The 24,224-nt window shown below is 46.0% G+C and carries 21 protein-coding genes; 8 read left to right on the plus strand and 13 right to left on the minus strand.

The window, feature by feature from the left end:
• Window position 1: 1 nt before the first annotated feature.
• Genes ACYQ4O_RS06825 through ACYQ4O_RS06845 form a run of 5 tightly spaced genes read right to left on the minus strand, consistent with a single transcriptional unit; the run spans window position 2 to window position 5,908 of the window.
• The gene (locus ACYQ4O_RS06825) at window positions 2-646 is read right to left on the minus strand and encodes a TorD/DmsD family molecular chaperone (protein WP_308512985.1); all 645 of its coding nucleotides are present in this window, start codon (window positions 644-646) and stop codon (window positions 2-4) included.
• 29 nt (window positions 647-675) lie between these two features.
• The gene (locus ACYQ4O_RS06830; protein ID WP_460175162.1) at window positions 676-1,500 is read right to left on the minus strand and encodes a hypothetical protein; all 825 of its coding nucleotides are present in this window, start codon (window positions 1,498-1,500) and stop codon (window positions 676-678) included.
• 12 nt (window positions 1,501-1,512) lie between these two features.
• The gene (locus ACYQ4O_RS06835) at window positions 1,513-2,106 is read right to left on the minus strand and encodes a 4Fe-4S dicluster domain-containing protein (protein ID WP_066593710.1); all 594 of its coding nucleotides are present in this window, start codon (window positions 2,104-2,106) and stop codon (window positions 1,513-1,515) included.
• Entirely contained in the window at window positions 2,106-4,808 is a 2,703-nt protein-coding gene (locus ACYQ4O_RS06840; RefSeq protein WP_460175163.1) for a molybdopterin-containing oxidoreductase family protein, read from the minus strand. The genes ACYQ4O_RS06835 and ACYQ4O_RS06840 overlap by 1 nt, the downstream gene beginning before the upstream one ends.
• 47 nt (window positions 4,809-4,855) lie before the next feature.
• The gene (locus ACYQ4O_RS06845; RefSeq protein ID WP_308512988.1) at window positions 4,856-5,908 is read right to left on the minus strand and encodes a porin; all 1,053 of its coding nucleotides are present in this window, start codon (window positions 5,906-5,908) and stop codon (window positions 4,856-4,858) included.
• Window positions 5,909-6,324: 416 nt separating this feature from the next.
• Here ACYQ4O_RS06845 and ACYQ4O_RS06850 point away from each other — a divergent pair, with 416 nt between their 5' ends.
• From ACYQ4O_RS06850 to ACYQ4O_RS06865, 4 genes are all read left to right on the plus strand, one after another.
• Window positions 6,325-7,314, plus strand: a complete 990-nt coding sequence (locus tag ACYQ4O_RS06850) for a LysR family transcriptional regulator (protein WP_460175164.1) — start codon at window positions 6,325-6,327, stop codon at window positions 7,312-7,314.
• 239 nt (window positions 7,315-7,553) lie between these two features.
• Window positions 7,554-7,763: a hypothetical protein gene (locus tag ACYQ4O_RS06855; protein WP_066593721.1), complete on the plus strand. Its 210-nt coding sequence runs from the start codon at window positions 7,554-7,556 to the stop codon at window positions 7,761-7,763.
• Window positions 7,764-7,867: 104 nt separating this feature from the next.
• Window positions 7,868-8,899, plus strand: a complete 1,032-nt coding sequence (gene purM, locus ACYQ4O_RS06860) for a phosphoribosylformylglycinamidine cyclo-ligase (RefSeq protein ID WP_308512990.1) — start codon at window positions 7,868-7,870, stop codon at window positions 8,897-8,899.
• A gap of 173 nt (window positions 8,900-9,072) precedes the next feature.
• Window positions 9,073-10,584 carry an alanine/glycine:cation symporter family protein gene (locus tag ACYQ4O_RS06865; protein WP_460175165.1) on the plus strand — a complete coding sequence of 504 codons (1,512 nt, stop codon included), beginning with the start codon at window positions 9,073-9,075 and terminating at the stop codon, window positions 10,582-10,584.
• On the opposite strand, the gene ACYQ4O_RS06870 is transcribed toward ACYQ4O_RS06865, so the two are convergent.
• Window positions 10,581-10,703, minus strand: a complete 123-nt coding sequence (locus tag ACYQ4O_RS06870; protein ID WP_460175166.1) for a hypothetical protein — start codon at window positions 10,701-10,703, stop codon at window positions 10,581-10,583. The two genes, ACYQ4O_RS06865 and ACYQ4O_RS06870, sit on opposite strands and share 4 nt — an antisense overlap.
• Window positions 10,704-10,763: 60 nt before the next feature.
• Between ACYQ4O_RS06870 and ACYQ4O_RS06875 the strand changes: the two genes are divergently transcribed.
• Entirely contained in the window at window positions 10,764-11,690 is a 927-nt protein-coding gene (locus ACYQ4O_RS06875; RefSeq protein ID WP_308512992.1) for an autotransporter outer membrane beta-barrel domain-containing protein, read from the plus strand.
• 79 nt (window positions 11,691-11,769) lie between these two features.
• Complete coding sequence (locus ACYQ4O_RS06880) at window positions 11,770-12,954, plus strand: MFS transporter (RefSeq protein ID WP_308512993.1); 1,185 nt, start codon at window positions 11,770-11,772, stop codon at window positions 12,952-12,954.
• Here ACYQ4O_RS06880 and miaA read toward each other — a convergent pair.
• Both miaA and mutL read right to left on the minus strand, forming a co-directional pair.
• Window positions 12,947-13,852, minus strand: a complete 906-nt coding sequence (miaA, locus tag ACYQ4O_RS06885; RefSeq protein WP_460175172.1) for a tRNA (adenosine(37)-N6)-dimethylallyltransferase MiaA — start codon at window positions 13,850-13,852, stop codon at window positions 12,947-12,949. The two genes, ACYQ4O_RS06880 and miaA, sit on opposite strands and share 8 nt — an antisense overlap.
• Before the next feature lie 36 nt (window positions 13,853-13,888).
• Entirely contained in the window at window positions 13,889-15,793 is a 1,905-nt protein-coding gene (mutL, locus tag ACYQ4O_RS06890; protein ID WP_460175167.1) for a DNA mismatch repair endonuclease MutL, read from the minus strand.
• A 176-nt stretch (window positions 15,794-15,969) separates the two neighbouring features.
• Here mutL and ACYQ4O_RS06895 point away from each other — a divergent pair, with 176 nt between their 5' ends.
• Entirely contained in the window at window positions 15,970-16,626 is a 657-nt protein-coding gene (locus ACYQ4O_RS06895; protein ID WP_308512996.1) for a VTT domain-containing protein, read from the plus strand.
• Window positions 16,627-16,745: 119 nt separating this feature from the next.
• Here the strand turns inward: ACYQ4O_RS06895 and ACYQ4O_RS06900 are convergent, their stop codons facing one another.
• The 4 genes from ACYQ4O_RS06900 to tkt all read right to left on the minus strand — a co-directional run bounded on the left by ACYQ4O_RS06900 (window position 16,746) and on the right by tkt (window position 22,366).
• A complete protein-coding gene (locus tag ACYQ4O_RS06900; protein ID WP_460175168.1) occupies window positions 16,746-17,555 on the minus strand; it encodes a MetQ/NlpA family ABC transporter substrate-binding protein in 810 nt (269 codons plus the stop codon).
• Between the two features lie 510 nt (window positions 17,556-18,065).
• A complete protein-coding gene (locus ACYQ4O_RS06905; RefSeq protein WP_460175169.1) occupies window positions 18,066-19,274 on the minus strand; it encodes a phosphoglycerate kinase in 1,209 nt (402 codons plus the stop codon).
• 56 nt (window positions 19,275-19,330) lie between these two features.
• Window positions 19,331-20,344: a type I glyceraldehyde-3-phosphate dehydrogenase gene (gene gap / locus ACYQ4O_RS06910; RefSeq protein WP_277039746.1), complete on the minus strand. Its 1,014-nt coding sequence runs from the start codon at window positions 20,342-20,344 to the stop codon at window positions 19,331-19,333.
• 3 nt (window positions 20,345-20,347) lie between these two features.
• Complete coding sequence (tkt, locus tag ACYQ4O_RS06915) at window positions 20,348-22,366, minus strand: transketolase (protein WP_460175170.1); 2,019 nt, start codon at window positions 22,364-22,366, stop codon at window positions 20,348-20,350.
• Window positions 22,367-22,556: 190 nt separating this feature from the next.
• Here tkt and ACYQ4O_RS06920 point away from each other — a divergent pair, with 190 nt between their 5' ends.
• A complete protein-coding gene (locus tag ACYQ4O_RS06920) occupies window positions 22,557-23,270 on the plus strand; it encodes a 16S rRNA (uracil(1498)-N(3))-methyltransferase (protein ID WP_308513000.1) in 714 nt (237 codons plus the stop codon).
• Between the two features lie 91 nt (window positions 23,271-23,361).
• Here the strand turns inward: ACYQ4O_RS06920 and ACYQ4O_RS06925 are convergent.
• Window positions 23,362-24,224: reverse transcriptase domain-containing protein (locus ACYQ4O_RS06925; RefSeq protein ID WP_460175171.1), on the minus strand; the 863-nt coding region annotated here is incomplete at its 5' end.

Here is a 24,224-nt window from a genome sequence, read left to right on the forward strand (position 1 = left end):
CTCAATTGTCGTTTAAGAAAAACTCCTTTTCCATCTCTAAAAAGCCCTCGGTCACCAGGGCCACGCCTTTATAAAAATCTGTCGAGGGTACGCCCTGAATGTCTTTTAAGAAATCCGGAGTCCAGTTAAGCAAATGGTTTACTAAAAATGACTGCTGTAAATCAAAGTTAGCTGACAGCTCCGTTTCCTTTCCTTGGGCGGCGAGTTGAGCTGCCTGGCCACAAAGATGCCCCATAAATTCAAGTTCTAAACCGATATGGTCTTCATAGAGATCAGCATCTATTTTTTCAACGCCGTTTGAGCGGTAAATTCGTAAAACTTGCTCGTAAGCATCCTGCATGACCAGACGATCCTTGGAGGTATAGACTGACTCAAAAGGAAAGGCAACAAGGCCTTCAGCAATGCCCGCTCCTAAAAAAACTCTTGCATAATCGACGGCCAAGTCATCAAGCAAATTGGAACTGTCTGCAACGACCGATTTCATCTTCTTAAAGCCGTCTTTGACCTTAGCTGACGGAACTTCAGAAAAATCCAGCACTCTCAGCTGCCCAACTAATTCTTCATCAGCTTCCTTCCTGAATAATCTGCCTAAAAGTTTGTATACGGCAGCTCGTGAATTCATAACTTCTGAAAATTTTTCGTCCATGATTTTTCCTTTTTTGAATAGCTCTTCGGCTATCTCTTAAAAAATTGCCAAGACGCTGTGCCAATTACAAGCAAGATTGTCTGAAAGGATGCGGATCCGATAACCGCCGCGACCAGCCCTGCAGCATTGCGAAAAGGAATCTGTCCTAATTTTCTGCAAGCCAAAACTGCCGGAACAATTAAACCCATAACTACGACACCGCACCAAAAAACGACTGCCGGTTCTCCCGTGAGAACTGAAAGCGCTGCGTCTTTTCCGTCGTTAGAACTCGAATACATAATCTGCATTAAATAGCCGCCGAGACAAAGCGCTCCCACCAAACTGAAAATCAGTGCCGGATTGCCAGATTGGAATTCCTTATCAGTCGCACTCTCTGCCGCTGCATAAGCAAAGCCGGCTGCCTCAAGTGCAAAAATAAAAAACAAGGGAACCACTAGCCAGCTGTTTAAAGTTTCGCGCCAGGGCATCACAAAGCTCCGGCCGACTCCGAACAGCAGACATATAGCGCCTGCCGCCGCAAAAACCGCAAAGAATTTCAAAATTGTCTCTGACGAATCTCTCCAAAATGCGATCAACCAACAAACCGCTCCGAAACAGAGCAAAAGAGTGCCGATCAATTCGAAAAAGATCCCTGTACCCGGGTGAGCCAGTGCGCCTAGAAACATCTCGGGTCTGCCGAGACTGACAAGACCCATTGCACCGGCCGCGGTTATCAGCAGAACAGCTCCTCCGAATTGAAGGGCACCGATTGTTTCCGTCCGGCCCTTCAACTGGAGAAAAGATGCTGAAAAAACCAAACCCGAGCTCAGACAGGCTAATGCTGCAAAACAAATAAGAATTAAATCCATGCCCATCTGAGCTTCTCCTTACAACATCTTCGGAGGTTTCACCTGCCATTCGCCCGTCTTCTTATGAAGAATGTAGCGAACCGTCGGTTTGTTGCCGACATCAGGCATTGAATGAACGTTTTCTGGGCCGGCAGCAGCAATTGCCTTGGAAACATCGCTTTCAGGATCATCGATATCTCCGAAGAATCGTGCCCCGGCACAGCAGGCTTTAACGCATGCCGGTTTTTCATCGACTTCCTGCAAGTGGCGGCAAAGGGTGCACTTCTCAACCACTTTGCTTTCCGGATTAAATGAACGAGCACCGTAAGGACATGCTGCGATACACATCTTGCAGCCGATGCACTTCTCTTTGTTTACGAGAATCTGCCCGTCTTCCGTCTTGTAAGTAGCTCCTGTTGGACATACTTTCAAGCAAGGAGCGTCCTTACAGTTTTGACAGACGGTAGGAAGAAAATACTGGTGGATATCCGGATATTTTCCAACAGGTCCGATGGTTAGAACTTTATTGTAGTAAACACCCATCGGAACGTTATTTTCTAATTTACATGCGGCTTCGCATGCATAACATCCAATGCAGCGATCCAAATCAATAACTAAAGTTTTCTGTGCCATTATTTTTTACTCCCATGCTCAGGGTAGGTGGGGACTGAGGTTTCTGAAACATTGTTGGAAGGCATCCAAACTTTGAAATCTTCCGGTTTGCTCCAAACGCCGTCCGGGCCTTTATCGGCTTTAGAAATCTTCACCTGGAATCCTCTCAAGGTATAAGTACCGACTACATCGTTGAAAGGAGGTGTGTTTTTGGTCAACACGTTTACATTCATTTCCTTCCAGCCTCTTGTCGGTGTATTGAGTGTTTCTGGATTCCAGAATCTTTCCTGATAAACAATTCCTTCCGGAATACCTTCGGTTACGCGGCATTTAGCTCTAATCTTGCCTCTGTCGTTTTCGACCCAAGTCCAATCGCCTTGGGCAACGCCATACTTCTTAGCATCGGCCGGATTAACCCAGATTTCAGGCAGAGGATAGATTTCTCTGGAGATCGGATTGTTTCTGAGCGTACCGTGGTGATACATAGGAAGACGGCCATTGGTCATTACCAAAGGATACTTCTTGGCTATTTCACGATTAGGACTTTCGGAAGGCTCCATGTAGAACGGAAGCGGAGAGTAATCCTTAGAAGCTGCGGGCAGCGGCTTCTTCACATACGGCATTCCCGTGCGTCCTAAATTGATGAAGACCTCGCCGTACAACTCCAACTTCTTAGACGGAGTATGGAAGCCTAACGGAAGATTTGTCTTCGGATTGATCTTCTTATAAACGTAGTACTGTGCCCATTTTTCCATCGGCATGTACTGGATCGGGTTCTTTCCTTCTTTGACCTCTTTCCATGTTACGTTATGACGTTTGAGCTTCGCATCAAGAAGTTCTTCCATTGTCTTCCAAAGAGGCAGCTCAGCACCCATGAATTCAGGATCTAAAGCCTTCTGACAGCCTTCATGTCCCAATTCTGCGCAGCGGCGCAAGATCCAAGACCAGATTAAGGTTTCATCTACGGTTTCATAGGTATGAGTAACGGCTTGACGGGCAAAAACGTAGTTCATGCAGTCAATCAGCATATTGGTTTCAAGCCACTCGGTTGTCGGCAGAAGCATATCTGCATAAGTGGAGAAGGAAGTCGGGTACATGTACATATGAACCACAAAATCCAACTTCTTGATAGCCGGTTCCCAAGAAGAGGCGTTGCCGAGAACATTGAACTTATTGCCGGATCTTTCGAGCCAAACTTTAAGCGGATAAGGCTTTTCAGTTAAGATGGCATTCAAAATTGCTGTCGGCGATGCAGCATCCCACTGAAGCAGACCTTTAAACTCGGTACCTCCAAGTCTCTTCAACAACTGTTCATGGGGCAAGCAATGCTGAGCTCTAGGGGCCAAGGAACCTGCCGGCGCCGTTCCGCCGGACGGGAAACGCTGCATCATAGTTCCGGGTTTCTCTACGTAGCCCATTAAACCGTTCAAAATGACGGAGCCCATAGCTGCTTCTACGGAGTTCGGGAACTGGTCGGTTGCCACACCTAAGGCAATACCGGAAGGACCGTCAACAAAAATCTTAATTGCTTCTACAATCTTTTCCGGAACCAGCCAGCAAATTTCTGCTGCCTTTTCAATGGTGTAAGGAGTTGCTTGTTCTTTCAGCAATGTGAAGCCGGTCTTGTATTGCTGTCCCTTATATTCAAAGGTACCTTCTAAGGCCGGAGATAAATTGTCGTCCCAAGGATACGGCATGACCTTCGGGCTTCCGGTCTTGGTATCCCAAACCACGTAGTCCTTAGGATTTCCTCCTTCAACGATCTCATTAGGACGCAAGAACATTTTTGTCTTGGTATTGACCAGATAAGGCAAGTTCGTCCAATGCATCACGAAATCTTGGTCATACAGCTTGTGCTCGATGATGTAATTGATCCAAGCCAACATCAAGGCAACATCGGTTCCCGGACGAATCGGCAGCCAAACATCAGCCTTAGCCGCATCCGGTGTAAAGCGTGGATCGATGGACACCGATTTGACTCCGCGGGCACGCAGTTCAGCCAAAGCTCTTCCGCCGCCGGCCGGACAGCTGTAAGACGGATCAGTACCCCAACAAACGAAAGATTTCATCGGAGTATTGGGAACATAAATTTCTAATGCACTTTCGTCTGCGATAGAGGTGGAAGGACCGCCGTACATGATTCCATAAGCCAAAGTACGGGGGAGGTAGCACTGTGCGCAGCCCGGTTCATACCAGTTAGGTGTGCCGAAGATATTGCAGAACCGAGCGATGCTTCGGAAGGCCGGATTTCCGCCGCCTCCGGTGGAACAGAAAACACTTTCTGCACCGTATTTTTCACGTGTTTCCATGAGTTTCTTGGCAATGGTGTCGATTGCTTCTTCCCAAGAAATTCTCTTCCATTTGTTTTCGCCTCTTTCTCCGACTCGAATCATCGGATACTTGTTGCGGTTCGGATGGTACAAAGCATTAAGACCGGACAGCCCTTTTGCACACATGGAGCCCTTGGTCATCGGGTATTCAGGATTGCCTTCAAGTTTGACGACTCTGCCGTTTCTAACGTGAGCCAGGACACCGCAATTGAAAATACAGGCTCTGCAGTTTGTCTTAATAATCTTGGTTTCATCCTGTTCTGCATTTTTGATTGGTATAGGAGCGGCCTTGGCTTCTTTCAAACCGGAAGACAATGCTCCTAAGGAAAGTGCAGCTGAAGAAAAAGCGGCGGCTTTATTAAAACTTCTTCTGGTTAATTTTGATAATTCCATTGAAATCTCCAAATTAGCTAACTTGTAAAAACAAGTTCAGAGATGAATTAGAAGAAATGGTGCATACCTGCATACACCTGCCATGCGTTGTAGATGTTCCCGTCATTGGCATAACCGTATTCTTTCCAGCCTTTTCCGGAACCTGCGTACCCGGCGGAAGCTTTAAGAACCGTTCTCTTAGAGAGCGGATATTCGTAGGCCACGCCTGTTTGCCAATGATTGACTTTGTCGGTACCGACAGTAATTCTTTCGTCTTTGCCGAACATATAAGCGGCAGCAACTTTGAAGCGACCTCCGGCATAAGGAACAATTGCGGAAAGACCGAATTTATGAGCTTTAAGGTTCTTGTCTTGGGTAACAAAACGATAAGTGAACATCGGAGTCCAGCTTCCGGTGTTGTATTCGATGCCATAGTTCAGGGCATATTTAGCTTGGACAGCAGGATCGACCGATTTGTCTTTTGACTCAACTTCAAATATCAAAGAGGATTTCACTGCCCCTTTTGCATACTTCACGCCGGCGCCGTAATAATGCCAATTGTCTGACCATTTGTTGGTGTCGTCTTTAATGCCGTTTGAATACATCAATCCGATTGTCCAACCATTGAGATTAGGAGAACGGTAAATGATGTTGTTATTGGTGCGGAGGAAATTATTCATACAGTTATCCCAGCCGATTAGGCCGTAACCGTTCATGAATGCGTATCCGGTCTGCATGTCATAAGTACCGAGACCTGATCCTAAGGTGGCTGCACGTCCGAAAGCCAGACGGCCTAAGCTTTCGCTCTGAATCCAAAGGACGGATTCACGGGTGAATGCATTAGCTCCATAAGTGGTATTAGCTGTGGCGCCGGTATCCGGTGAAAAACCTTGTTCAAGCGTGAAGCCTACGCTGTAGCCGTTTCCTAAATCTTCCTGTCCGCGAAGCCCCCAGCGAGAACCTAAGTCAAAAGCACTTTTAAGCTGGACCGTTGTATCTTGATGTTTTGGTTTTTGTACCAATACGCCCTCTTCAATGATGCCGTAGAGAGTAACATTTGAGGCACAGAAGGCAGCCGAACCGGCGGCAAGGCCTGCAAGGGCGAGAAGGATCTTTTTCATTTTTTCTCCTAAGAAATTGATGCCAATTCGTGCTGTAGAATAAAAATCAGCTGCCGATAAGCACGAACCGGCTGATTTAGAGCAAGGTTTCCCTATTCACAGTACGTCCTGGTAAAACTGACTGTGTTAATAAATCGGCGGCTTTTTATTTGATCTTTAACGGAAAGAGAACGCTTTCTACAGCTTCAATCTCTTACTTGGGATGAGAAGTAGTTTTTTCATTTTGGGGGACTCTTTTTTATTTGGGGTGCTTGTATTTTTTCAAAAACAGCTTTTTCTGAAATCGTATTTTTGAAAAGAAGTTTGTAAAATTCACAAACTAGTGAGATAATGATTTTTAACCTTTTAATTCAAATAGTTAAAATCGCTATTTACGAGAAAAAGAAACTAAGTACAAACCCTCTAAAGGTTTTTCCATGAATATTTCGCAAAATCTTGAAGCTTGGGAAGCTCTTGTATTGACCGCCAAAACAGGAAATGTTTCTAAGACCGCCCTGCTGCTGGATATGGACATACCCAAGGTATCTAGACTTATCACTTCTTTAGAGAAAGAACTGGGCTACGAACTACTGGATAAAAGCAAACGACCTTTCAAGCCTACAAAAAAATGTGAAATTATTGTTTCTCTTGCCGAGCCGATCCTCAAAAGCTTCCGCCAGATGCTGGATTTTTCAAAAGGCGTTGCGTCTAAATGTTTAATCCGCATCGGTTCACCAATTGAGATCATGCAAGAGTTTTATTCTCAGAAACTCTTGGCATACTCTAGGACGCATCCTATGGTCAGTTTTGAAGTAGTTCCCGAAGCCGGGCCTGACGCTCTGATGAATGACGAAGCTGACGTCCTCGTCGTAAATAAAAGATTAATGGATGAAACAAATTTTGTGGTCCGGCCGTTCATGCAAACTTCAACTCCTGTGCTTTGCTCGCCGGAGTATTTAAGACGTTACGGCCTTCCCCGCACTGTAGAGGATCTCAAGAAACACACTGGTTTGCTTCTTAAAACCAAAACTCATCTTCTCACGCGATTCCTTTACAAAGGCTCGCAGCAATCCAATCTGCTGCAGTGGAAGACCTTGTTTCTCACTCACGATCAGCTCGCCATTAAAAGACTCCTCCTAAACCATCAAGGAATTACAACCGATTTGTATTTCGGACATGTATTAGAGGAAATTAAGAACGGAGATTTAGTACCTATTCTTCCCGGTTGGGAAAGAGCGCCGTGGATTATGAGCCTGGTCACACGCCGAGACAGAGATCTGGAAAACAGCGAACTGAGAAAATTTGCAGATTGGTGGGCACAATCCGAAGCGGACTCTGCTTTGGACCGAGTGGTCAAAGGAAGAAGAATTATCGAGCAGGCTCAAAGGAATGCCGCCGAGTTGTTTGAATCCTTACCTTTCTCGTAGTTTCGAGTTGTCGCAATTTATTCGCTTCTCCACTTCTTTGAACAGCCGTTCAAAGAAGTCTCACAATTTGACGCAGATCCTCCGACGGCCGCTCTTGCCTCACACTATTTCTTGCTACTCAGTTCTCATTTCGAGAATTATTGACGTTCAAGGCATTTGACTAAGAGTTTCTACCTAGATAAACTTCTCCTCCGCCTCTGGAGAGGTCGGCTTTTTGACTATTACTTTAGGAGGCACCTATGTTTGAATCTTGCAGATGGAGCAAGCTCAGCAAAGAGCTGCGGAAGAGAAATGCTGAGGAACCGAAATTCTCGCGTGGGTTCTTCTCTTTATTGAGAAGAAATTTCGGCTCTACTCCAGCCACCATGATCTTTTTAGCCTCTGACAGTAATTTTTTGACTTACAAAGTCGATGAGTCTGTAAAGAACCTCACTTACTTGAAAGACTGAAAAGAATCCATGCATTCGGAATCGGGGCTATCCGAGGAAAAGTTACTTTTCCTCGGATAGCTTGCTAGAATTGCTTAATCTTTTTAGCTTTTTTCTCAATTCCGATGACAAAACCATTATCTTATGCAGACTCCGGTGTTTCTATTGATGCCGGAGACGAACTGGTTGAAAGAATCAAACCTTTAGCCAAGAAGACTTTAATCCCCGGAGTACTCGGCTCTATCGGCGGATTCGGCGCTATGTTTGAAGTCTCAAAGGATTACAAGGAACCCGTCCTTGTAACCGGCACAGACGGCGTCGGTACAAAGCTTAAGCTTGCCTTCCTTCTCAATAAACATGACTCTGTCGGTCAGGATTTGGTCGGCATGAGCGTCAATGACATCCTCGTTCAGGGTGCCAAATCTTTATTCTTCCTTGACTACTTTGCCTGCGGTCACCTCGATGTCGACGTAGCAGAAAAAGTAGTCGGCGGTGTTGCCCGCGGCTGTGAACTTGCCGGTTGTGCTTTAATCGGCGGTGAAACAGCGGAAATGCCGGGAATGTATCCGGAAGGCGAATATGACTTGGCTGGTTTTGCTGTCGGCGTAGTCGATAAAGCAAATATCATTGACGGAAAATCTATTGTTCCGGGCGACGTGGTTCTTGGTTTAACTTCCAGCGGCCCTCACTCCAACGGTTTCTCTCTTATCCGTAAAGTCATTGAAGTCAGCGGTGCTTCTTGGGAAGAAAAAATCGGAGATAAGACTCTTGCCGATGCCGTCATGGAACCGACAAGAATTTATGTCAAACCGGTTCTTTCCGTTATGGAAAAAGTGGAAATTAAAGGAATGGCCCATATCACCGGCGGCGGTTTGTTGGAAAACGTTCCCAGAATTCTTCCGGACAATACACAGGCAGTTATCAAAGCCGGTTCTTGGCCGCGCCCGGAAATCTTCAATTGGCTTCAAGAAAAAGGCAATATCGAAGATCATGAAATGTACCGAGTATTCAATAACGGTATCGGTATGGCCGTAATTGTTGCAGCCGACAAGGCCGAAGAAGCTATGAAGCTTTTCCGCGAGGCCGGTGAAACCGTGTACCGTATCGGTGAAATCGAGGCTCGTCCTGAAGGAGCTCCGGGTTGCGTAGTTAAATAAACCGGTCCTAACTGATTACCGAGCGAGGCTTTGTCCTCGCTCTTTTTCTTGGAAACTCGTCAGCCTCAGTACTTTCCTTTTTGCAACAAAAAAAGTATTTCAATTTGTGACATGCCCTTTTTATTTGTTGTAATTTTTATGTCATGGTTTAACAACCTTGCAAAGGGGAAAAAATGGAATCGATTGTCAACACCGTAAATGCCTGGGTTTGGTCCCCGGCTTTGGTGTATTTATGTTTGGGTGCAGGGTTGTTCTTGTCCTTAAAAGGCGGCTTCCTGCAGCTTCGCCACTTAAAGCATATGTGGCAGCTCTTGTTTCAGCCTAAAGACACCGTCACAGGCGTCTCTTCTTTCCAAGCTCTGTCCATGACACTTGCAGGCCGTGTAGGTACCGGCAACATTGCCGGTGTTGCTACGGCAATTACCTTCGGAGGTCCGGGCGCCGTTTTCTGGATGTGGATGGTTGCCTTCTTAGGCGCTAGCTCCGCCTTTGTAGAATCCACCCTCGGCCAAATCTACAAGGAAAAAATTAACGGTGAATACCGTGGTGGTCCCGCCTTCTATATCGAACGCGGTCTCGGCGTTAAGTGGTTTGCTTGGTTATTTGCTATCGTCACCATCTTCGCCTGCGGCCTTTTTCTTCCCGGCGTTCAATCCAACGCAATTGCCGTCAGTATGGAAAACGCTTTCGGCATTACTCCGGCAATTTCCGCTGCTGTCGTTGCAGCACTCCTTAGCTTCATTATCTTCGGCGGTGTAAAACGCATTGCCGCCTTCACTGCCCTGGTTGTTCCTTTCATGGCTCAAGCCTATGTGATTGTGGCTTTAGTTATTGTCTTCATGCATGTGGATATGCTTGCAGACATCCTGAAGCTTATCGTCAGCAGTGCTTTCGGCATGGATGCAGGTTTCGGTGCCATCCTCGGTATGGCCGTCTCCTGGGGTGTCAAGCGCGGCATCTATTCCAATGAAGCCGGTCAGGGCACAGGTCCTCACGCATCTAGTGCAGCCTCCGTCAGTCACCCGGTTAAACAAGGTTTAGTTCAGGCCTTCTCTGTTTACGTAGATACATTGCTTGTCTGCTCTGCAACCGCTTTCATGATTTTGATTACCGGAAGCTACAACGTCGTCGGCCCGGACAATAATCATATTTTCGAGGGTTTAAAAAACGTAGCGACCGGACCGGCCTACACTCAAGCTGCCGTCGAAAGCTTAATGCCGGGCTTTGGTCAAGCTTTCGTTGCTGTCGCTTTGTTCTTCTTTGCCTTCACTACAATCCTGGCTTACTTCTATATCGCAGAAACAAACGTTGCATACTTGAATAGAAAGCTCAAGATGCCGACCCTTTACTTCCTTCTTAAGTTCTTATTCTTGTGCGCTACGGTTTTCGGCGCCATCAAAACTGCAGAACTGGCATGGGCAATCGGCGATATCGGTGTAGGTTTAATGGCTTGGCTTAACGTCATTGCTATTCTTCTTATGCACAAACAAGCCTTTGTCAGTCTCAAGGATTACGAAAAACAAAAGTCAATTGGTTTAGACCCTGTTTTCCATCCGGAAGCTTTAGGTATTAAAAATGCCACTTATTGGACCGGAGGCAGAGCCGAAGAAATCCGTGATAGAGAAAGAAGAAAACTCGAACAAGGTTCGCGAGAAGACTTGGAAGGCAACGTGTTAAACGTTTAATTCTTCTGCTCAAGAAAGCGGCCGCATAAGCGGTCGTTTTCTTTTCGTGGCCAGTCCAAGCCAAGATTTGACGTTTGTTTGGCTTTGACCTTGCTTGTATACTTAGTCTTATTAGCCATAACCAACGTCCCATCTGTCAGTAGTTAGACAGAGAATGACTACAACTTAATTAAAGAATCATGAAACTTTCACAACTTTCCGCTTTACTCTTATTAGCTGTTTCTGCGCCGTCCATGGCCTTGGTGACAACCGCTAACCGCTATGACGTAAGCAACATCAACCAAGATATCATTGAATCTCGTTTATCCATGTCCGGCCCTCTGTTCAACGGCTGGAATGTTCAATACAAGCAAGGAGATCCTTGGTTAGAAGGCTTTGGTTATACCCATCGAATCAGCCACGAAGACATGAGAAATAAAGGTGCCGGGCTTGTTCTCGGTTACGACCATGTCATTGCTGACAGCTTCCGCCTCGGCCTTTCAATTAATGGCGGAGCAGGCAAGCTAAAACGTACCGGAGAGGATGAGGAAAAATTAGATTCTCACTGGGGAGGCGTTAACCTTTACTCCACTTGGAAAGGACAAAGAGTAAACGTCATTGCAAACCTGGGCTACCTCTATAGCAAAGATAAACCTGATTTCAGCCATGTCAAAGGATCCGCCATTAACGCCGGCATCCGCTTTGAAACCAGCTTCGTTGCCGGGGGCATTAGCTGGGTTCCTTACTATAGCGTCCGCTTCACTCATCTCAAAAACGACAATTACACAGACGTTGAGGGAGACACTGTCCACCTCGGAGATCAAAACATTTGGCAATTCCCGGTTGGCGTGAATGCAGGCTATGAATTTACTTGCGGTGGCGGCTGGAGAACCAGAACGATGTTAGATTTGGCTGTCATTCCTACTGCCGGTAAGAGAAAAGTAAATGTTAGTGTTGAAGATGATTTCTACAGCTCAAGATTTGCAGACTCTATTTCTTTCCGAGGCAAATTCGGAATTGAGACTACTAAAGGTCAGCATGCATTCGGGTTGACCTACGGTGCAGGTGCGGCTCCGCACGGCAGCTTCAGACAAGACTTGATGGTTAACTATCAATTCATGTACTAAAGCTAAAAAGGGCTGAGGCACCTGGCTCAGTCCTTTTCTCCGATAAGAACAATAAACACCTCTTCTCTAAACAATCTGTATGAACAAAAACGGCTGGATAATCCCGCTTATTGTCTTAACGGCATCGGGTTTCTTGATGGAACTATCTTTTACGATGGTCACACCGTTTTTGCCTCTCTATCTTGTTCAAGACCTTAAGGTTGCTCCGGATGATGTCAATCTTTGGTCCGGAGCGGTCTTTTCCGTCACCTTCTTTATCAGCGGACTGTTAGGTCCGGTCTGGGGAGTTATTGCAGACAGAAAAAGCCGTAAATTAATGGCTTTGCGGGCGTCCGTTTGTTTGGCTATAAGTTATACGCTTTGCGGCCTCGTCAGCACTGTCGAAGGACTGTTTGCTGCGAGAGTTTTTCAAGGTCTGTCCGCCGGTCTCTATCCTGCACTTCTTGCTCTTGTGGCCACCACAATGCCGAACAATAAAATCGGATTGAGTATGGGCTTGCTTCAAGGAGGAATGACAATCGGAGGAATCGGAGGTCCATTCATCGGGGGCGTTCTTTCCACTCAATTCGGCATGCGGAATTCTTTTTATATTGCCGGAGTGGCATTAGCCATTATTACTGTTTTAATTTTCTTTTACTGTAAAGAAGGAAAACACGAACCCATCAAAGAGAAAAAGCCATTTTTTGATTTTTCCGTGCTTAAGTCTCCTGCCATCATGCAGATGCTGATAGGCTCGGCTGTCATTTATGCGGCGTTGTTTTCTCTTCAGCCGATTTTCCCGCTCTATATCGCTGAACTTCAAGGAAGCATGGATAACATTACACTCGTGGCCGGAACCGTTTTTTCGATCAGCGGAATCTCCGTCATGATTGCTTCTCCTTTATTAGGAGCCGCCGGCCAGAAGTTCGGTTTTATGAAAGTTCTCCTCATCTGTCTTGTGCTTTCTGCTGCAGTTATTGCTCTTCAGGTGGTTCCGGACAGCGTAGAAGGCTTGACCTTCTGGAGATTCTTAGGCGGTTTTGCAGTTGCAGGTTTAATTCCTACCGTTAATGCTATTCTGTCCCAAGTCTGCCCTCCGGAAGAAAAAGGACAGATTTACGGATTCAATTTCTTGACCGGACACGTTGGAATGGCGCTTGGTCCGCTAATTGCTGCTTGGGGTGCCGGAGTTTGCGGGTACGCTTTCGTTATTGCCGCTTCCGGACTTATTCTCCTTCCCTACGCAGCCTGGTTAATTCTCTGCAATCGAAAAGCCATTAACTAGCAGCAAGACGGCACGCTTCTAAGAAAGTATTTTCGTTTTCCTGTGAAGTACCATTTAGCAAAGTTACGTCTTTCATTGACCTTAGCCAGGTGATTTGGCGTTTAGCTAACTGACGGGTAGCCGCGATCCCGGCTTCTTTAAATTCATCGAAGCTTGTCAGTCCGTCAAGATAATCCCACGCTTGACGGTAGCCGACGCAGCGTATGCTGGAATGATCTTTTGTTAGGCCCGGTATTTCTTTCAAGCTTCTAACCTCATCAAGAAACCCGTTTTCCAACATCTGTTCAAAGCGAAGCGCTATTCTTTGATGAAGTTCTTTTCTGTCTTCAGGAAAGAGAGCGAAGGTCGGGATATTTAACTCCGTTCCTTTTACTTCTCCAAAAAAAGAAGTCAACGGACGCCCGGATAACTCATAGACCTCTATGGCCCTCGAAATTCTTTGTGTATCGTTTGGAGATAAGCGCTGGGCTGAGTCCGGATCGACTTTTTTAAGCTCCTCATATAGGAAAGGAAGGCCTTTTTCTTTGAGCAGATTAGCAATCTTCTCCCTTACTTCCGGTGTGCTCGTCGGTAATTCCGACAAACCTTCCCTCAGTGCTTTAGCGTAGAGCATTGTTCCGCCCACTATTATCGGCAGACGTCCTCTGGCTCTTATTTCTTTTACCAGTCTTTCGCAGTCGGAAACAAAACTTGCAGTCGAGTATGCCTCCGTAGGCTCAATAATATCGATGAGGTGATGAGGAACTTGTTCCAGCTCTTCTTTTGTGGGCTTTGCGGTTCCAATATTCATTTTTTTATAGACCAGTGCCGAGTCAATAGAAATAATTTCGCAAGGCACTATCTTGGCTGCCTTTAACGCAAGTGCAGTCTTTCCGCTGGCTGTCGGCCCGAGAAGCATCACCGCATCAGCATCTTTCAGTATTTGAGTCGTCAATTATTTTCCCCGCATAAAGAAGCCGTCGAGTTCTCGATGTGAAATTTGAACCCAGGTTGGACGCCCATGATTGCATTCGTCAGCACGATCAGTTTTTTCCATATCTCTTAAAACGGCATCCATTTCAGAGAGAGTCAAGAGCCGGTTTACGCGAATTGCAGAGTGGCACGCAATCGTTGCTAAGACCTCATTTCGTTTTTCCGCAAGAACGGACGACTTCCCATACTTTCGCATGTCTTCGAGAACATCACGAACTAAGTCTTCGCCCTCTTTGCCGATTTTGGAGTCGAGCATGACCGGAGCTCCTCGCAAACTAAGCTGTGTCGGACCAACAGCTGATAAATCCAGCCCCAACTCGGCGATTTGGTCCCTACACTCTTCAAACACTGCCATCTGCTCTTCGGTAACGCTGAAAACATAGGGGATTAGGAATTGTTGAGTTACTATCTCTCGTCTGTCGAAACTTTTCTTCAGGCGCTCATATACGATTCTTTCATGAGCTGCGTGCATGTCGACAATGACCATGCCTTTATCATTTTCCGCAATGATGAAAGTACCGGCTATCTGTCCTACTGCCCTCCCCAAAGGTTGGTAGACCTCACTTTCTGCCTTTACTTCTTCAGCGAAGTGAGACGATGTGCCGCCTGAAAGATCTTCTGCTGCCTCGTCTGCCTTCATAGAATAAATAGTCTTAGGAAAGCTTGACTGAGCACACACAGCAGAACTCTCATTCTTTCCGTAAAAATCTAAGTAATGCTGGTAGCCGTCATCTCCGCGCAATGTGTATTCTTTTCTCGGCGGAAAACTGTTTTCTCCGGCACTTCCGTAAGCAGTCCGTTTTGGCTCATCCTCCTGAAGTCCACTAAAGCTTTCCCTTTCCGTGAGTTCACCCGTCAATGGATCCGCAAGAACCGACTGCGATATTGCGCTTTCGACTGCATGAAATACGAACTGATGAATAGCAGATGAGTCTCGAAATCTAACCTCATTTTTTGTCGGATGAACATTAACATCTACCTTCAGCGGGTCAATCTCTAAAAACAGACAGTACAGGGGCTGAGAAGAACCGTGCAAAACATCTGCATAGGCTTGTCGGAGAGCATGAGTAAGCACCTTGTCCTTAACAAAGCGTCCGTTAACATAGAAGTACTGGCAGTCCGTACGGGTTTTAGCGGCTGTCGGCAAACAAACCCAACCGTACAATTTGACTGAGGGAGTTTCGGCACTGACAGTGCGATGAGCCTCTAAAAATTCTTTAGGCATCATGCGCTCTAACCTGGCCTCCAAAGTTGAAGGAGGCAGAGACAACACGCCTTTGCCATTTGCAAAAACTGAAAAATCTATCTCCGGGTTAGCCAAGGCGATGCGCTTGATACAAGTCAGGCAATGTGCCTGTTCAGTTGGTTCTCCTTTTAAGAATTTTCTGCGGGCCGGTGTTTTATAGAAAAGATCCGTGACCTCGATACGTGTTCCCTTCTTCAAAGCCGCAGGCGTAATTTCTTCTTTAAAAATAGAAAAGCCGTCCGCCCCTTCCACTTTAGAGGAAAGGTGAAGATCAGCTACGCTGGCAATCGATGCTAAGGCCTCGCCTCGAAATCCTAAACTCGAAATAGATTCGAGTTCATCTAAATTTCTAACCTTACTGGTGGCGTGACGTTTTAAAGCAAGCGAAAGGGACTCTTTCGGAATCCCGCAGCCGTTGTCCTGGATCAATATTCGTTTGATGCCGCCGCCGTCCAATCTAATTTCGATATGAGTAGACCCCGCATCAATGGCGTTTTCCAAAAGTTCTTTTACTACGGAGGCAGGTCTTTCAATGACCTCTCCGGCTGCTATTTGACTAATAAGCTGATCGGGAAGCTCACGAATCTCCCGAAAAGCTCTTCTTTTTTCAGTTTCGATCATTCCGGTATTGTATATCCGAAAGTTTTTTCTGTTTTGCCATCTTCTTGAAAACAGAGAGAATTTTTCGGCTTTGAGTCTATTTCTCTTCAACCTGCTCTAGTACTTATCCTGCTTAGTGAAAAAATCCTTTTTCGTCTAGAATTACGTGGTCATGTGAATCACTGAGAAAGTTTTTGATGGAATTCCTTAACCTAGCGATTGAGCTTTTTAGAAACGCCGATCAATTTATTCTTCATGTTGCCGAGGCCTACGGGATCTGGATTTACATAGTTCTCTTCCTTATCTTCTTTGCAGAAACAGGCATTGTCATTTGCGCATTTTTGCCCGGTGATTCTCTCCTTTTTATTTCGGGGGCGGCCGCGGCAACCGGAGTCATGAACCCGATTGCTCTCATTCTGATTATTACAGCCGGTGCCATTGTCGGAAACACAACCAACTTTTACATCGGATCGTGGCTGGGTAAAAAAATCTACGACGGCTCGATTGGATGGATTGATCAATCTGCTCTTCAAAAGACACATTCCTTCTATGAAAAGCATGGCGGTAAAACAATTGTTCTTGCCCGTTTCGTTCCGATTGTTCGTTCCTTTGCTCCGTTAGTTGCGGGGGCAGCTCAAATGAACACCGTTAAATTTGAACTTTACAGCGGTTTCGGGGCCCTCTTCTGGGTAGGCTCTATCGTTGGAGCAGGATATCTTTTCGGCAATATCCCGTTTATCAAAAACAATCTTTCTCTGATTTTAATTGTCGGTATCTTGGCTGCACTCGGACCATTCACGATTGCCATGTGCATCCAATTGTGGAAAAAATACTTCGGTACCAAAACAAGTTAACTAATCGGACCCCGAATAGCATTCAGCTGTCCTCCGCTCCCGGAAAACAGCTTTTCTTTTGAGCTCATCAAACTCAGCCTCTTGTTGATGAGCTCTTTTAACTCAAAAAATTTCTTCTTTTATTCCCAAGCGGGTACTACGGCACCCTTGAACTCCTCCTTAATAAACTTAGCCACTTCCGGAGATTGGAAGGCCTTCACAAATTTCTTAACTTGCTCATCGTTTGCATTATTAGCGCGAGAGGCGATGACAATCAAAGCGTACGGAGCATCCTTGGACTCAAAGTAAAAACCTTGTTTCTGAGGAGATAAAGAACCGCTGATTGCATAGTTCATCGGAATGCAAGCAAAATCAACATCCTCTAAACTTCTTGGCAACTGTGCAGCCTCGAGTTCTTTAAATTTCAATTTCTTCGGATTTTCAATAATCTCATGGACAGTAGCGGTACCACCGGCACCGGCTTTCAGCTTAATGAGACCGGCCTGTTCAAGAAGGATCAGTGCTCGGCCCTCATTGGTCGGATCATTTGGGATGGCGACCGTTGCGCCTGCAGGAACTGTCTCCAGGCTTTTAATCTTGTTAGAGTAAAAGCCCATCGGCTGTACCACTGCTTTGCCAATATTCTTAAGGTCGGTACCTTGCTGTTTGTTAAAGTTATTCAAGAAAGGTTCATGCTGATAGACAACCACGTCCAGAGCTCCTTCAGCCAGGCTCTTATTCGGCGTGATGTAATCGGTGAACTCAACTACCTTCACGTTTAGGCCGTCTTTCTTTGCAACTTCAGCAGCTTTCTGCACATTTGCAGCGTGCGGGCCCGCAGTAGCACCTACCCTCAGCTCAGAAGGTTTCTTATCCTGGCATCCCGTCAAAGCCAAGGCGGAGACAATGACCAGAGAGGACAGCAACTTTAAGGTTTGTCTTTTTAACATGATGATTCCTTTGAAAGTAATAAGAAATTAAAAATGGAGATGTCTAGCGTGTCGTAAAACTCGGCGGACACGCGAATTTGATGGGAAACTGATTTCAACAATAACTCCTCGAACTCTGAGGAGGTACAGAGAAATTTTGTGTGAGTTGTAGATACTTTTATGCTTGTTATTGCCGAATTCATGATCTTTTGCTAATTAAATATATTTAAAAAATATATTTATTCTTTATAAAATTTTCGATAGAAAAATATAAAGACGCCCAAATCCTTTAAGGAAATTGGGTTAGCACATTCGGCACATTCGCAGAGAAAAATCAATAGCAGCAGCGGCGTTGGTAAACGCTTCATAGCCGGCTGTGTTATTGATATAAGACATTTGTTTTTGAACTTAATTTCGTTTCAACGAAAATTAGTTTATTAAAAAATTCGCGTTTTTTTCTTTTTCAAAATACTTTTTGCAAAAAGCCGGGTTTCCCCCGGCTTTTTGTTCATCATGAGCTTTCAGCAAAAATTATTTTTCAAATCTTGCTTCGAGAGCTGCAACGGCAGGAAGTGTCTTGCCTTCCAAGAATTCCAGGAAAGCGCCGCCGCCTGTGGAAATGTAGGAGACTTTATCTGCTACATCGAAGGCCTTTGCCGCAGCAATGGTATCGCCGCCGCCAACAATACTGAACGCACCGGCCTTAGTTGCTTTCGCAATTGTACGGGCTAAGTCATGTGTTCCTTCCTTGAAGTTATCCATTTCGAATACTCCGAGAGGACCGTTCCAAATGATAGTCTTTGCGCCATCCATCACGCCGCGAAGCATCATGCTTGTCTTAGGACCAACGTCAAGAATCATTTCGTCGTCTTGAATATCGTCAACATCACAGATTCTGAAACCGGCGTCGTAACCGATATGGCGGGCAACAACAACGTCAACGGGGAGCGGGAACGGAAGCTTTCCTTCCTTAGTTTTCATCACTTCCATAACCTTCTTGCATTCATCAACAAGTTCCGGTTCAGCCAAAGACTTGCCGATCTTCTTGCCTTGAGCAAGCAAGAATGTGTTAGCAATGCCGCCGCCGACAATTAAGGTGTCAACCAACGGAGCTAAGTGAATCAAGATGGTAAGTTTAGTAGAGACTTTAGATCCGCCGACAACAGCAACAAGCGGATGTTCGGCGCCTCCGACGGCAGCAGTCAAAGCATCAATTTCTTTAGCCAGAAGAGGACCGGCGCAGGCAACTTTGGCGTACTTAGCCATACCTTCTGTAGTAGCTTGAGCACGATGGGAAGTACCGAAGGCGTCATTGACATAAATGTCGCAGAGAGCAGCCATTTTCTTGGACAGTTCTTCGTCATTTTTCTTTTCACCGACGTTTCCGCGGCAGTTTTCAAGAACAACGACTTCACCGGGTTCAACATCAACACCGTCAACCCAGTTTGTAGCAAACTTAACTTCTTTGCCGAGAAGCTTGCCAAGGTAATCAGCTACGCCCTTTAAGCTGTCGTTCTCAGTAAGTTCGCCTTCTTTAGGACGGCCTAGGTGAGAGCAGACCATAACGGCAGCGCCGCCTTCCAAAGCCATATTGATAGCAGGAAGAGACTCACGAATGCGGTGGTCGTCGGAAATTCTGCCTGTCGGACCGCGAGGCACGTTTAAGTCAGCACGGATGAAGACTCGCTTACCCTTAAGTTCGCCGTTTTTGGCTAATGACTCTAATGTCTTAACTTTCATTTCTAATCCTGTAAAAAGGAAACCCGAAGATTTCTTCGGGCTCCAAATCGAACTAATTACTTGGCGTTATACATAGCGGTTGCTGTGTCGAGCATGCGGTTGGAGAAACCCCATTCGTTGTCATACCAAGCAACGGCTTTCACGAGAGTTCCGTCGATAACCTTAGTTAAGGTGGCATCGAAAATAGAAGAATACGGAGAATGGTTGAAATCAGAAGAAACTAGAGGCATTTCGTTGTAGCCCAAAATTCCTTTGAGTTCTTTAGATTCAGAAGCTTCTTTAAGAATCTTGTTAACTTCTTCTACAGTTGTCGGACGAGTTGCGTTGAAAGTTAAATCGCAGACGGAGACGTTGATTGTCGGAACACGCATTGCGTAACCGTCAAGCTTGCCTTTCATTTCGGGAATAACTTCACCGACTGCCTTAGCAGCGCCTGTCTTAGTCGGGATGATGTTATGGCCGGCAGCTCTGGCTCTTCTCAAGTCTTTGTGCTTAACGTCTGTCAAAACCTGGTCATTTGTGAAGGCATGAACGGTTGTCATCATGCCGTCTTCGATACCGATTTTTTCCATCAAAGGCTTAACAAACGGAGCCAAGCAGTTTGTTGTGCAGGAAGCATTGGAAACAACAACGTCGCTGGCTTTCAATACGTCTTGGTTAACACCGTAAACGATGGTGGCATCAACATTTTTGCCGGGACAGGCGATCAATACTTTCTTTGCTCCGGCTTCGATATGAGCCATGCAGCTTTCTTTATCGCGGAAAGCGCCTGTGCACTCTAAAACGATATCAATATCCAAATCTTTCCAAGGGAGCTTACGCGGATCACGTTCGGAAACCATCTTGATGCGGTCGCCGTTAACAACGAGATAGCCGTCGTCCCAGGCTACATCGCCGTTGAATCTACCATGAGCTGTATCGAACTTAGTAAGATGGACTGTGGCTTCAGGTTTGGCTGTATCGTTGATAGCGACAATTTTCATGTCAGGCCATTTCTTTTCTTCATAGAAAGCACGAAGAACCATACGGCCGATACGGCCATAGCCGGTAATTGCTACTCTGATAGTCATCTATTATTTCCCCTTGTTAAGTGTGGTTTTAACAGTATTCACGATATTTTCAACAGTGAATCCATAAAGTTTAAACAGATCCTTGGCAGGTGCGGACTCTCCGAATTGATCGAGTCCGATTACAGTGCCGTTGCCTTTGACGTATTTCCACCAAAGTCCTGTGGAAGCAGCTTCGATAGCCACGATTGGCAAGCCGTTGCCCAAAACGTCAGTCTTATAGGCTTCATCTTGGCGATCAAATACGGTTGTGGAAGGTATGGAAACCAAACGAGCCTGGATATTTTCAGCAGTCAAAATCTTTCTGACTTCGGCGGCAAGTGCTACTTCGCTGCCTGTAGCCAAAAGAACAACCTCGGTCTGTTCTTTGCCTGCAGGAGCTTCTTCCAAAATGTAGGCGCCCTTTGCGATGTCATCTGCGTTAGTTTCTTCTCTAACCATGAAAGGAAGGTTCTGACGGGAGAAAATCAAAGATGTCGGGCCGTCCTTTCTTTCGATAGCGCTCTCCCAAGCAATAACGGTTTCAACCGTATCGGCCGGTCTCCAAACATCCATGTTCGGGATCAATCTCAAGCTGGCCAAGTGTTCAATCGGCTGATGAGTCGGGCCGTCTTCGCCTAAACCGATAGAGTCGTGGGTATAGACGAAAATTGTTCTGAGCTTCATCAAAGCTGCCATTCTCATGGCATTCTTCTCATAGTCCGAGAATGTCAGGAAAGTTGCGCCGTATGGAATGAATCCGCCGTAAAGAGCAATACCATTCATGATGGCGCCCATACCAAATTCACGCACGCCGTAGTTGATGTGACGGCCAAGCATGTTGTCTGCTCTTAAGGCCTGTACACCGTTCCAGTTGGTTAAATTGGAACCGGTAAGGTCAGCAGAACCGCCGACTAACTCAGGCAAGTGCGGTGCCAACTCATTCAAAGCCATCTGGCTAGCTTTTCTGCTGGCGACCGTTTTTTCTTCTTCAACCGCCTTCAAGATAGCATTGAAAGCAACGTCATCCCAATCAGCAGGAAGTTCGCCGGCCATTCTACGTTCTAACTCAGCGGCAAGTTCCGGATAAGCTTCCTTGTATTTTGCATAAAGGTTATTCCATGCGGCTTCTTCCATGTCGCCTTTAGCTCTGGAATCCCAAGCTTCATAAACTTCTGCAGGAATTTCAAAAGGACCGTATTCCCAGCCGATGGCTTTTCTGGTTACTGCAATCTCTTCATCCCCGAGTGCTTCTCCGTGGGCTTTGCTGGTGCCTTGTCTATTGGGAGAGCCGAAGCCAATGATGGTTCGGCAGTCAATCAAAGTCGGTTTGTCGGACTTCTTAGCCTGAGCAATTGCTTCGGAAACCGCTTCGGCGTCATGACCGTCGATCGGGCCGATTACATTCCAGCCATAGGATTCAAAACGTTTGCGGGTATCATCAGCGAACCAGTATTCAACCTTTCCGTCGATAGAAATACCGTTATCATCATAAAGAGCGATAAGTTTATTGAGCTTCCAAACGCCGGCCAAAGAGCATACTTCATGGGAAATTCCTTCCATCAAGCATCCGTCTCCGAGGAATGCGTAAGTGTAGTTGTCGATGACGTCAAAACCAGGACGATTAAATTCGGCAGCCAGCATTTTTTCTGCTAAAGCAAAACCGACAGCGTTTGCAATTCCTTGTCCCAGTGGTCCTGTAGAAGTCTCTACACCTGGAGTTACACCAACTTCCGGATGTCCCGGGGTTTTGCTGTGCAGCTGACGGAAATTCTTGAGGTCATCAAGGCTCAAATCGTAGCCAGAAAGATGAAGAAGCCCGTACTGAAGCATGGAACCGTGACCGTTGCTTAACAAGAAACGATCTCGGCCGATCCATTTCGGATTATTTGGGTTGTGACGAAGATGATTTTTCCAGAGGGCAACTGCGATATCTGCCATTCCCATCGGCATTCCCGGGTGGCCAGACTTTGCCTTCTGTACTGCGTCCATGGCTAATGCACGTAAAGCATTAGCCATAGTCTTAGCGGAGACTGATGATGTCATGATAGAAAGATAAATATATTTAAAAACCTGCCATAGGGCAGGAAGTTCAAGACTCTGCCATTTTACCAAGATGAGTACGCATATAACATACTGAACTTAGTTCAAAATATTTCAAAGTAAAGCTCTTGAGGCAAAGAGACGACAAACAGTATTATTCTTACTTAATTCCACAAGAGAAGTTCGTAAATATATGCCGAGATTTTATGTTCCCGACACCGCTTATAAAGTCGGCGAAGAAGTTGTTTTGCCTCCGGAGGCCGTACACCACGCAATGAGAGTTTTGCGCATGCGCGAAGATGATGAGGCCGAACTTTTTGACGGCAACGGAAATTCAGCAAAAGGCACAATCCACTTTGCTAAAGACTTCGCATCCGTAAAGATTTTAGAAACTGCTTACACGCAGGAAAACTCTCTAAAAATCGTCCTTCTTCAGTCCTTAGTCTCTAATGAAAAAATGGACTGGATTGTCGAAAAAGCCTGCGAACTCGGAGTAACGGAACTTATCGTTTTTCCGGCCGATCGCTCGGAAGTAAAGTTAATTGGAGACAAACTTCTTAAAAGAATGGAACGCTGGAACAAAATAGTCGTCTCAGCGTGCAAACAATGCAAAAGAAGTGCTTTGCTTAAAGTTTCCTGGCTTTCCTCCCTCCAAGATTTCAATCCTGAAGGAATCCAGAAAAATTTCATCATGATGCCTCAAGCAACTCTTTCAGAGAAAGCAGAAGAAAAAATAGAGTCAGTTTCTTTTGCAATCGGACCTGAAGGCGGTCTTTCCCAACGAGAGATCCAGCTTCTGACGGAGAAAGGATTTGAGCCGAAACAGCTAGGCCGATTCGTTTTCAGAACTGAAACCGCCGGTATTGTGGCGGCCTCTTATGCCCACACATTGTGGGACTGGAATTAAGATCCTTTTGATGGACACATCGAGTAGAGGGTTGGGTTGCCCCGTCCCCCTCTCACAGCACCCACCGTACGGTTCCGTAGTGGGCGCTTCACTAACAAATCGCCATAAAGCGGAGAGAATACAACCCTAATCTGGCAAAACGGCGGTTCTTGATGGTCAGGTTCATGTGAGCCTGGCCCGAATTCCACCATGCACCTCTGCCATTCATCGAACTCTTCCAGGCGGTCTCGGGATCCAGACCTAATTTGATCAGGTTCCGTGCCCTAGTTTTCGGTCTCTTCCATGCAATCCAGATAAGTTTACGGAGATGGTGGCGAATTCTTTCGTCCATTTCACTCCAGTATTTCTTTCTGGTATCGAGCCGATAGTAGTTCCTCCAACCCCTGAGGACGGGAGTTATTCTTTCTATCGTCTTCTTTAAGGAAGTTCCGCGTGCTGAGTTAAACATCTTGTGGAGTTTCGTCCATAGTCTCTTCACCGACTTTTCCGCCACGACAATACGTTTACTGTCTGCTTTGGAAAACGTGTAGCCGAGAAATGTTGAGTCCTTGGGACGAAAGGTTCCGCTCTTGTCACGATTTACTCGTAACTTGAGTTCTCCTTCCACGTATTGTGTGATGCTGTTTAACACTCGTTGCGCTGCTTTCTCAGACTTAACGTATATGTTGCAGTCATCGGCATATCTGACGTGACTCAGTCCTCTGGATTCGATTTCCCAATCGAGTTCCGTGAGCATAACATTTGAAAGCAATGGACTGAGGGGCGAACCTTGCGGTACCCCTTGGGTCCGAGAACTTACAAGCCCGTCCTCCATAATACCTGCGTTGAGGTATCTTCTTATTAGCTTCAGGAGTGGCTTATCTGTTATCACTCGGCTGACTCTATCCATCAGAATGTCGTGGTTGACTCTGTCAAAGAATTTGGACAGATCCATTTCTACAACCCAACATTTGC

It is taken from the genome of Turicimonas sp. TL08 (genome assembly GCF_054660695.1).

What these genes read in the sequence shown, in the direction of transcription:
- ACYQ4O_RS06825 (WP_308512985.1), bottom strand. Translation starts at nt 646, where the DNA reads ATGGACGAAAAATTTTCAGAAGTTATGAATTCACGAGCTGCCGTATAC.
- ACYQ4O_RS06830 (WP_460175162.1), bottom strand. Translation starts at nt 1,500, where the DNA reads ATGGGCATGGATTTAATTCTTATTTGTTTTGCAGCATTAGCCTGTCTG.
- ACYQ4O_RS06835 (WP_066593710.1), bottom strand. Translation starts at nt 2,106, where the DNA reads ATGGCACAGAAAACTTTAGTTATTGATTTGGATCGCTGCATTGGATGT.
- ACYQ4O_RS06840 (WP_460175163.1), bottom strand. Translation starts at nt 4,808, where the DNA reads ATGGAATTATCAAAATTAACCAGAAGAAGTTTTAATAAAGCCGCCGCT.
- ACYQ4O_RS06845 (WP_308512988.1), bottom strand. Translation starts at nt 5,908, where the DNA reads ATGAAAAAGATCCTTCTCGCCCTTGCAGGCCTTGCCGCCGGTTCGGCT.
- ACYQ4O_RS06850 (WP_460175164.1), top strand. Translation starts at nt 6,325, where the DNA reads ATGAATATTTCGCAAAATCTTGAAGCTTGGGAAGCTCTTGTATTGACC.
- ACYQ4O_RS06855 (WP_066593721.1), top strand. Translation starts at nt 7,554, where the DNA reads ATGTTTGAATCTTGCAGATGGAGCAAGCTCAGCAAAGAGCTGCGGAAG.
- purM (WP_308512990.1), top strand. Translation starts at nt 7,868, where the DNA reads ATGACAAAACCATTATCTTATGCAGACTCCGGTGTTTCTATTGATGCC.
- ACYQ4O_RS06865 (WP_460175165.1), top strand. Translation starts at nt 9,073, where the DNA reads ATGGAATCGATTGTCAACACCGTAAATGCCTGGGTTTGGTCCCCGGCT.
- ACYQ4O_RS06870 (WP_460175166.1), bottom strand. Translation starts at nt 10,703, where the DNA reads ATGGCTAATAAGACTAAGTATACAAGCAAGGTCAAAGCCAAACAAACG.
- ACYQ4O_RS06875 (WP_308512992.1), top strand. Translation starts at nt 10,764, where the DNA reads ATGAAACTTTCACAACTTTCCGCTTTACTCTTATTAGCTGTTTCTGCG.
- ACYQ4O_RS06880 (WP_308512993.1), top strand. Translation starts at nt 11,770, where the DNA reads ATGAACAAAAACGGCTGGATAATCCCGCTTATTGTCTTAACGGCATCG.
- miaA (WP_460175172.1), bottom strand. Translation starts at nt 13,852, where the DNA reads ATGCTTCTCGGGCCGACAGCCAGCGGAAAGACTGCACTTGCGTTAAAG.
- mutL (WP_460175167.1), bottom strand. Translation starts at nt 15,793, where the DNA reads ATGATCGAAACTGAAAAAAGAAGAGCTTTTCGGGAGATTCGTGAGCTT.
- ACYQ4O_RS06895 (WP_308512996.1), top strand. Translation starts at nt 15,970, where the DNA reads ATGGAATTCCTTAACCTAGCGATTGAGCTTTTTAGAAACGCCGATCAA.
- ACYQ4O_RS06900 (WP_460175168.1), bottom strand. Translation starts at nt 17,555, where the DNA reads ATGTTAAAAAGACAAACCTTAAAGTTGCTGTCCTCTCTGGTCATTGTC.
- ACYQ4O_RS06905 (WP_460175169.1), bottom strand. Translation starts at nt 19,274, where the DNA reads ATGAAAGTTAAGACATTAGAGTCATTAGCCAAAAACGGCGAACTTAAG.
- gap (WP_277039746.1), bottom strand. Translation starts at nt 20,344, where the DNA reads ATGACTATCAGAGTAGCAATTACCGGCTATGGCCGTATCGGCCGTATG.
- tkt (WP_460175170.1), bottom strand. Translation starts at nt 22,366, where the DNA reads ATGACATCATCAGTCTCCGCTAAGACTATGGCTAATGCTTTACGTGCA.
- ACYQ4O_RS06920 (WP_308513000.1), top strand. Translation starts at nt 22,557, where the DNA reads ATGCCGAGATTTTATGTTCCCGACACCGCTTATAAAGTCGGCGAAGAA.